The sequence below is a fragment of the Agrobacterium albertimagni AOL15 genome, assembly GCF_000300855.1.
GTDB lineage: Bacteria > Pseudomonadota > Alphaproteobacteria > Rhizobiales > Rhizobiaceae > Allorhizobium > Allorhizobium albertimagni.
This window is the reverse complement of the sequence record NZ_ALJF01000015.1, coordinates 92,611-100,861: the sequence shown is the minus strand read 5'-3', so window position 1 is coordinate 100,861 and position 8,251 is coordinate 92,611. Positions and strand designations below refer to the sequence as shown.

At 57.5% G+C, this 8,251-nt stretch carries 8 protein-coding genes; 1 reads left to right on the top strand and 7 read right to left on the bottom strand.

Features of this window, described 5'->3' with window-relative positions; genetic code table 11:
* Positions 1 to 191: 191 nt before the first annotated feature.
* The 3 genes from QWE_RS19355 to QWE_RS24855 form a co-directional block, all read right to left on the bottom strand.
* The gene (locus QWE_RS19355; protein ID WP_006727866.1) at positions 192 to 866 is read right to left on the bottom strand and encodes a response regulator; all 675 of its coding nucleotides are present in this window, start codon (positions 864 to 866) and stop codon (positions 192 to 194) included.
* Positions 863 to 2,221, bottom strand: a complete 1,359-nt coding sequence (locus QWE_RS19350) for a sensor histidine kinase (protein WP_006727865.1) — start codon at positions 2,219 to 2,221, stop codon at positions 863 to 865. The genes QWE_RS19355 and QWE_RS19350 overlap by 4 nt, the downstream gene beginning before the upstream one ends.
* Positions 2,222 to 2,336: 115 nt before the next feature.
* Complete coding sequence (locus tag QWE_RS24855; protein ID WP_083872963.1) at positions 2,337 to 2,570, bottom strand: recombinase family protein; 234 nt, start codon at positions 2,568 to 2,570, stop codon at positions 2,337 to 2,339.
* Between the two features lie 208 nt (positions 2,571 to 2,778).
* On the opposite strand from QWE_RS24855, the gene QWE_RS25830 reads away from it, so the two are divergent.
* Positions 2,779 to 2,946 (top strand): hypothetical protein, encoded by a 168-nt coding sequence (locus QWE_RS25830; RefSeq protein ID WP_240532586.1) that lies wholly within the window; start codon positions 2,779 to 2,781, stop codon positions 2,944 to 2,946.
* Between the two features lie 223 nt (positions 2,947 to 3,169).
* On the opposite strand, the gene QWE_RS25495 is transcribed toward QWE_RS25830, so the two are convergent.
* The 4 genes from QWE_RS25495 to QWE_RS19325 form a co-directional block, all read right to left on the bottom strand.
* Positions 3,170 to 5,530 carry a hypothetical protein gene (locus QWE_RS25495; protein WP_040300682.1) on the bottom strand — a complete coding sequence of 787 codons (2,361 nt, stop codon included), beginning with the start codon at positions 5,528 to 5,530 and terminating at the stop codon, positions 3,170 to 3,172.
* 142 nt (positions 5,531 to 5,672) lie between these two features.
* Positions 5,673 to 6,251, bottom strand: a complete 579-nt coding sequence (locus tag QWE_RS19335) for a PIN domain-containing protein (RefSeq protein WP_006727862.1) — start codon at positions 6,249 to 6,251, stop codon at positions 5,673 to 5,675.
* A complete protein-coding gene (locus tag QWE_RS19330) occupies positions 6,241 to 6,687 on the bottom strand; it encodes a MerR family transcriptional regulator (RefSeq protein WP_006727861.1) in 447 nt (148 codons plus the stop codon). The genes QWE_RS19335 and QWE_RS19330 overlap by 11 nt, the downstream gene beginning before the upstream one ends.
* Before the next feature lie 269 nt (positions 6,688 to 6,956).
* The gene (locus tag QWE_RS19325) at positions 6,957 to 8,210 is read right to left on the bottom strand and encodes a class II aldolase (RefSeq protein WP_040300680.1); all 1,254 of its coding nucleotides are present in this window, start codon (positions 8,208 to 8,210) and stop codon (positions 6,957 to 6,959) included.
* Between the last annotated feature and the right edge of the window lie 41 nt (positions 8,211 to 8,251).

Here is an 8,251-nt window from a genome sequence, read left to right as displayed (position 1 = left end):
CCTGCCCTTCTACAAGACCAGCGTGACGTTCTCCCCCAGTGACCTCGGCGATCTCGCGACAAAACTCACCCCGGGCATGCCCGTCGAAGTCTATATCGAAACCGAAGAAAGAACCGTCATCTCGTTCCTCGCAAAGCCATTCACCGACCAGATCACGAGGGCCTTCAGAGAGGAGTGATTGGGAAGGGGCTTTAGTTCTCTTCGATCGCGTTTTCGAAATCACGAAACTGCATGGCCGCCTCCGTTCGGTTGGCGGCCTTCAGCTTTGCGAGAATGCGGGTCATGTGATGCTTCACCGTCTTTTCCTCGATGCCGAGTTGTTCGGCGATCCGGCGATTTGACGAGCCCTTGGCGACAAGGGCCATGATCTCACGCTCGCGAGGGGTCAGAGCCTCCAGACGCTCACGCCGCGCGCGTGCACCTGGTTGCTCAACGTCGCCCGGCGCGCCACCCTGCGCAAGTTCCCCCAGCACACGGGTGGCAAGGGACGGGGTGATGTAGTGCTGTCCATCGCGGATGTCGCGGAGAATGTTGATCAGCGAGCGGCCACCGATCCCCTTGACGATGAAGCCGCTTGCGCCAGCACTAATAGCGGCTGAGAGATCGACGCTGTCTTCCGATGCGGTTAGCACCACGACATGTGTGTCGGGAGCTTCGCGAACGATTTGCTCGATGACGGACTGGCCCCCGCCCGGCATGGAGAGGTCGAGCAGGAGAAGATCGGGTTTCAGCTCCACTGTCGATCGATAGGCATCTTCTGCAGTGCCAACCTCAGCGCAAAGCTTGAAGTCCTCAGCTTCTGCCAATGTCAGTGCAAGTCCTTGTCGAAAAATCGGATGGTCATCGGCAATCAATATGCTGATCATGCTGCGTCCTTTGAAAACTCCACCGGCAGGAGCATAACAACGCTCGTGCCAATACTTTTCGCGGTTTCCAGCGAGAAGTCGCCACCGAGTGAATTGATCCGCTCCTTCAGGCCTGCAAGGCCAAGACCGTTTGTTTTGGCCGCCGGGTCGAAACCGATGCCATCATCGGACACGGCCACTCTCAACCGGCGTTCTTCAAGTCCCACCGTCACACTCTGCGCTGAACAGTGCCCATGATGGGCGCCGTTGTTCAAGGTTTCCTGAATGAAGCGGTAGACGGTCGTCTTGGCTGCAAGTGGCAGCGGCGGAAGTTCTGCCGGCACCTCGCGTGCGACGCCGATCCCCGTTCGTTTTTCGTGGCTCTCGATCGCAGTATGCACCACGGTTGCCAGGTTCCACTGGCTGATCTCGGGCAGGGAGAGGCCGCGGCAGATCTGTCGAATTTCCCGCATGGCATCATCGACCGTTTGCTTTATGGGCACGAGCTCGGGGCTCCCCTTGGCCGGATCGACGGATTCCAGTCGCATCCCGGCAAAGGACAGAAGTTGCAAAGGGCCGTCATGCAGGTCTGCCGAGATCCTGCGTAGGGCATTCTCATTGAGTTCGGCAAGTTTCAGGTTTGCCTTGTTTACCCGGCGAGCCAAGCGCTGGTTCTCTGTGAGAAGGCCTGACAATTCGGAAAGCTTTTCGTCGAGCGCATGTCTTTGTCGCGCGATTGTCTCCGCGCCCCTCAAAACAACGAGGTAGATGGCCGCGAGCATGGCAAGCGCCACCGAACCGACGATGAGCAAGCCCTCGCGTTTGGTTTTCACGAGTAGTGCCCGCAATGCTGTTCCATCGGCGTAGAATTCGGCCACGCCGATGACGGCCCCGGTTTGGGGCGAAAGGAGAGGCGTATAGATTTCCAGAAGCGGTGCTGTTCTCAGTGTTTCCGAGATGCTGAGTTCATCAAGGACATTGTCGAAGTCGGCGTAAGTCTCGCCTTCCAGCGCGCGCTTCATGCCGTCGGTCTGGTTGAATCTCTGTCCAATGATCTTTGCGTCATTGCTGTAGGCAATGGTCCCATCAACAGACCAGATCTGGAAAAGGACGATTTCGGTTTTGAGCAATCCTTGGCCAAAAAGCCGATCGAGCTCTGCACGGTTCTCGGGTCGAAGGGTCGAAGCATGGGCGAGTTCTTGCGCCAAAGGCGTGATGGCATCGGCGACGAACATCGCCTTAATCGAAATTGCGTTGTCCTTGACGCCGTTTTCGACTGCTGCGGTCACCCAATAGCCGATGATCAACGTCCCGACGATGAGCACGGCCGCGGCCATGCCGAAAAACTGCCGAATGAGACTGGTCCTCTGGTCCATTAAATTAGCATATCCAAATGCTGTTGGTTCACAATCGGTTTCGCCGCGGATGGTTGATCAGCCGAGCGTTCGAATACACGGCAGAGCGATCTGACATCTGACTTTCCGTGTCTTTTTAAGGCACTGAAGGCGCCACTTGTGGCAATCTGCACATTGACACGTCCGCTGTTGTAAGACCCGGCCTTGTATCGAAGCTAGCGCCACTTACCCCTGCATCGACAAATGTCTGACAAAGCGTCCAGCCACGCACGAAAACAAACGACGTTCCCAAATCGATCTGGGTTTCAATGGACGCAGGGTTCTGCTGATCTGTTGAGTAAGGCGCGTAGATGACCACTCTCTTGCACATGTCGGACTCCCAAAGACGATGGAGGTGGAAGGCATCACGACCTGCGCGCTCAGTTGTCGGCGGAGAACAAGCTCATTGAGGAGGTCAAGGTGAGCAGACAATAGCGCTTACCGATGAGCCGGATCTGACACTGATCTACGATGCCGTTGGCACTGCAGTTTATCCCCGCTAGTCGAAGAGGCTCGCCATTAAGATTGGCGGCCGCGATGTGCTCGACACCATCCAGCTGAAGCATTGGAATGCATTGGTGCCCGAAACAAAATCGTCTCAGCGCATCCTTGTTCGCGACCTTGCCCAGATGGCGGACAGGGGTGTGAGAGAGGCGGATGCCCTGGTTGCAGAACTGGCCGACGAGGGGATCAGGCACCCCATCTGACCGCAATTCGCAAGGTCATCGCAAGCCGGGCAGATTCCTTGCAGAGAGTTACGGAGCAGGTCTCTTAAGTCGTGGGAAGGTCTCGTATGTTCAGCGCTTTGCGCATGGGCCAACGGGTCGGTGGTTCGAATCCTTTCAAGGCGGAGACAACAGGCAGTGTCGTAGACGGGCGTTGATACTTTGCGCATCTGCCTCCAATCGGCTGAGCGACGCATCCGCCACTCTACGCTGCCTCCCATACCTGGTTGAGGATCCGCGCCGCCAATGCTGCTTTGTCCTGCGGCAGAAAGCGCCCATAGTGCTGCTGCACGACGTCAGGCGTGTCCTGGATGGCATAGCTTGCCTGCTCATAGGATCCTGTCTGCTTTAGGATATGCGTCGCGAGCACGTCTCGGACGTTGTGGGGGCCATGCGGTAGCAGACCCTTTATCGCGCCGCGGCCGGTATATGGATTGTAGATGCCGTAGCGTTGAATCGCCAACCGCCAAGCCTCGTAGAATGTTGTCTGATTATACGCCGCATCGATGCTGGTCGTTTTGACGGTTTTGACGAAAAGCGTCCCCGGATCATGCGCGCGACCCAGGAGCACCTTCCGATGCCGCTCGATATAGGCATTGAGATAGGTGTAGAGATCAAGAAGATCCGGCAGCACCAGACGAAACGGCTTCTGCCCAAAAAAAGATGAGCCCGAGTTCTTGAACGCGTTGGACGGGATGAAGACCTCCCACCCACGCTCCCGTTCGTTCCAACGCAGTTCGCCGCGCTTCATGTCTTCGAGCCGGCGTTCTGCCGTCGGGAATTGTCCTCGCGGGCAGACCAGCAATTGCCGAAGGTTTTTCTGCCTCAGGCCGAGATGTAAGCCAAGCCGTAGCATCAGGAACGAACGGACGGCCTCAGCGGCTGCTCTCGGGTAACGGTGCTCATCGGGCATTCGCTTTAAGATCTCCTCGGTGATCTTGCGATATTCAGCGAGCGGGCTATCTGCCTCCAGTACGCACATAATTGGCTCGAATGGATCGCGGTGGACCCGCATCACCCGCTGGATTTCTTTTGATCGGTTGGCTGCATGGCGATGGAAATCCTCGCATGCACCGTGCCAATCTCGACGAGCAGCATCAATCTCGTCTGTCGTGATCAGTCCTTGGATCGGCTTCACGTTGCGCAACAGTTCGGGATGTTGGCGGATCCAGCCGACTTCAGCGCGGGTGAGGGCCATGGCCACCATCAGCATGTCTTCCTCCCATTTGGTGAAGAAGCCGCGACGGCGCTCCCGCCATTGCAAATACCAGTCCCACACGCCAGGGAAGATCAGGAGACCGAAGGTGAGTTGGCTGAGCGGCACGCCTCGACCTTTGACAACCCCGTTCGGGGATGCCGCAAGTGCCCCAAACATCAGGCCTAGATGTTCGATCTTCTGGCTGGCTGTCTCCTCATTCCAGACGCCATTCCTGCGGTAGCCTATCTCTGTCAGTGTCGACGTCTTGAAGCGGATCAGGTCTGCCATCTCCATCGCAAGCCGAGGGGGTGCATCGACGACACCGGAGAGCAGATCGGGATCCTCCAGTGCCTCGGTCGTAGGCCCTTTTTCGTCCTCATCTCGCAGCCAGCTAAAGGCCGCCAGTCGAGGAGTGAGTGCACTCCCGCCATATGTGACACCAGGGAACCGGATCGCGTAGCGCTGCTTCGTCGCTGCTGCCTGGAAACGTCTGTAATCCGTCGACCCCGAGATGATGACGCGCCGGACCCATCCCAGGATCTCTTCGCGCTTCGAAAATGGCAGGCTGCCGAAGTCGTCGGGAAGATGCCAGGCAAGCCGGCGCCGCTCCGCCGGACTGATGTCCTCCAGATCGTGGCCATATAGCGATCTGGACTGATGGGGCAGTTTCGCTTTGAAGTAGCCGTTCGGCAGGCCGTATCTGCGCTCGATACGGCCAAGTACGTCGTAGCTGGCCACCGAGCGAGGCACACGCTGGCCCTCAATCCACGACAGCAAGGTCTTCGCATCAAAGGTTTCGTCTATGCGAACGACCGCCCGGTGAAGTTGCCAGTAACTCTCGCCAAAGCGGCGCATTTGATAGGCGAGTGCATCGGCGAATGAACTCGGGTCTTCGTTCGCCTCGAACAGTGGTTCTGGTTTGTCAGAGACTGGTCTCGGCTTGGGGCCGGGGCGGTTAGGGGGTGGCGGGCTCTCGACCTCTGCGACCTCTCGATGATGGCTCGTCGAGGAAGGTGTGATCCTTTTCCTAGTGCCGGCTTTCAGCATTGCATGCGGTCTTTTGCCTCTTGGAGCGTCGTCTTCCACAGGCGGCTCCTTCAGCCAGCGCATGATCGCATCCAGCGCTGGTCGCAGTTGCTTCTTCAGAGTTGTCGTCAGGGCTTCATCGATTCCGCAATCATGTGCAATGTGCCGCCAGTCATAGCGATTGTTCGCTAGAGCGGGTGCCTTTCGACAAGTGATCAAACCGATAAGGTACGGCCTTATGTTCTGTACGACCCAATCCGGCGCCACGGGTGCAATACGGACATCGCAATAGGTCAAAATCTTCTTCTGAAAATGGTGTTTGGAAAGATCTTCGTTTGGCATGTGTCATTCCGCAGTTTCTCGGTGCCTCAGGCCGAGGGCGTGCGGAATTAGGGGCAGACAGTTAAAAGTTCGTAAAGCTGGCGAGGGCGACACGGTAACCCACGGAAGTCGTGGGGCGCTCTCGGCAGTTCAAGGATTCTGCTCACTTCAATCCGGCTATGTTCCGGCGAAGCACCCCTGAAAACTTCTTCAACCCGCCTTGTTCAAGCGCGTCGACGAACGCCTCAACCGATGGGACTGTCTTACGCAGATTATGCCTCGCACTTCTGACGCTGGAGATTAGCGCTTCCGGAAACGCCGTATGGAGATCGGTAAGAAAATCATCTGGCGACTTGCTCGTCACACCATGTGCGAGAAGGTTTATTGCGGGAAAGTCCTTAAGGTTCCAGGTAACGATGACGGAGGCTTTGCCGGCGATGGCTGCTGCGAGGACATGTCGATCGTCGGGATCCGGTAGCGTGAGATCCGCAATAAACGGGCGATGGTCTTCCACGACTGCCTCTGGGAGGACAGCGTTCATCCGGTCGCGCGTGGCTTCCAGGCGTTCGATGGACAAGCCTGGTGTGTTGGCGGCGAGATTGCGCATCCACTCGTCATGTATATCATCGGTCCAGCGCGCCTCGACGAGGCCATCGAAAGCGCACTGGATCAGAATGTTGCGCAGGTGGAAGGGGTAGAGGACGCAGGCATCGTAGACCGCGACTGGCGGATTAGAGGCCATAGGTCTCGATCAGGTCCTCTGTGTCCTCGGCTAGCGCTTCCATCGCCGTTTGTCGTTTGTCGAGCTTCGACTTCAAAGCGAGCACATCCTTAAGGAGGGCGCGGCGGTGTTTACCGACGTAGCGGAATGGCAACTCGCCCCGGTCCATACGTAAGACGACGAGCGGGCGGGAGATACCGAGGATGGCTGAAGCTTCGCTCGGGCTTAGTTCCTGGTCCTCGGCCAGCACGGCAACACGCTCTCCGCGCAGCATGTGCGCCAGAAGGGCTTCAACAGCCGCGGCGGCCGAGGGCGGGATCGGGAGCGTCCGTTCCTTGCCACCTGCATCCCGAACGTGGAGTTCCAGCCTGTCGCCGGCAACCAGCTTTGGCAAGGGCGTTGCTATTTTTCGGTCGCGATCTGACAGTCTCGCGAAGTGAACAATCTGGCTGACCATGGCGATATCTCCTTATCCGCCAATATAGCGAACAAGGCCTCTAACTGCAATAACTGAAAGCTCGGAGTTGGTTGCAATGGTGGTGATGGGGGGAGGTTCTTCGGAACGCTGGTTCGATTCACATCAAGGAGCCAGAAGCGATGTTTGGACCGATCCGTGTGCAATTTGGCCAAGAAATAACAAAATTGGACCTGGTGGAATGCCTAAAATTACAGGTCGGCAGTTATCCCGTCGAAGATCAGGCGCGCACGACGTCGTTGTGGCACCTTTCAGTTTGCCGCCAGCTTCAGCTTGGCCTGCTCAAGTGACCAGTACTCCATATCGAAGAGATCGGCTTCCCCGATCGGGGTGAACCGGCCGTAAGCCTCGGCCGCATTGATTGCACGTGTCGCTTGCTCGCAGAGGTCTCCGCCGATCCTTGCCGCTTTTTCTGTACTTCCAAGCGCATACATGCCCTGGTGGCGAACAATGATGACACGGGGATAGACATCGAGCATCTGCTTTGGCTCGCTTTGGCGTGCGGCATTGCGCTCGAAGTACGCTCTATAGCGGATGGCGTAGCCATCGAGCGCCTTGTTGATAGCCGCGTCACTTGCGTCGGCGTCAATGATCATCGGCCAAGGCTTGATCCGGATGACGTGATCTGGTGTCACCGTGCCTCTCTGTGCGATCTCATCGAGATTCTCTCTGGCGGCATAGTCCCTGATGGCGGATGTCGAGCGATAGTCCAAGAAGATGGCTTTCTCGAATGGTGAGTCAGGCTGGGAGAGGGCGCTTTCCAAACGAAACCTGAGGTCCTGGTCTTGCTGCCCGTCATTGTTTTGCGGTCCAGTGAGAGTGACACCGGCTCGGGCAAGCTCTTCCTCCGCCATCGTCACGAATTCAATCATCAGCTCATAGGACGTACGGGAGTCATTCGCAAAGGTGAAAAGCCCGTGGTTTTCAAGCCATAGCCCCTCGCAGCCCGGATTTTCCCGATAGATAATGTCGCCTGCAATAGAGAGGTCAAATCCAGGCATGACGTAAGGGACATAAGCGACGCGGCTGCCGTAGATGCGCTTTACGGCTTCGCGCATGTCCGGTTGGTCCGCCAGCGCAAGAATGGCCGTCGCGTGTGTGTGATCAACAAAAGTGAAGGGCAGGAAGGCATGCAGCAACGCCTCGACCGACGGGTTCGGTGCATCCGCTGAGATCAGGTTCCGGCGTAGCAGCGTGACCATGTCGGGATCGGAGAGCTTTGACCCATCGCGCACCTCAAGCAGGGGAGCGAGGTGCACGGCAGGAAGCCCCGGCGCTTCGATCGTGTCGAGATCCCATCCGCTGCCTTTGATGTGCATGAGTTTAGAGCCATCGTCGGCGACAACCTTCACCGATGTGTTGCCTCCTCCGTGCAGGACGAGGTCCGGATCGCCACCGATGATGCGGGAGGAGTAGATCCGAAGGCCGAGGGCATCACTTTGGCCGGCAGCGCGTGCGGCTTCCACATAAGCGTTTGCGTCTTCGTCGTTCCAGCGGCTTTGCATCGGCATATCCTATCTTTTGAATGAAGTCGGCGGGCAGCCGA

Coding starts and splice junctions, on each gene's coding strand:
- QWE_RS19355 (WP_006727866.1), bottom strand. CDS start 866: ATGATCAGCATATTGATTGCCGATGACCATCCGATTTTTCGACAAGGA.
- QWE_RS19350 (WP_006727865.1), bottom strand. CDS start 2,221: ATGGACCAGAGGACCAGTCTCATTCGGCAGTTTTTCGGCATGGCCGCG.
- QWE_RS24855 (WP_083872963.1), bottom strand. CDS start 2,570: ATGTGCAAGAGAGTGGTCATCTACGCGCCTTACTCAACAGATCAGCAG.
- QWE_RS25495 (WP_040300682.1), bottom strand. CDS start 5,530: ATGCCAAACGAAGATCTTTCCAAACACCATTTTCAGAAGAAGATTTTG.
- QWE_RS19335 (WP_006727862.1), bottom strand. CDS start 6,251: ATGGCCTCTAATCCGCCAGTCGCGGTCTACGATGCCTGCGTCCTCTAC.
- QWE_RS19330 (WP_006727861.1), bottom strand. CDS start 6,687: ATGGTCAGCCAGATTGTTCACTTCGCGAGACTGTCAGATCGCGACCGA.
- QWE_RS19325 (WP_040300680.1), bottom strand. CDS start 8,210: ATGCAAAGCCGCTGGAACGACGAAGACGCAAACGCTTATGTGGAAGCC.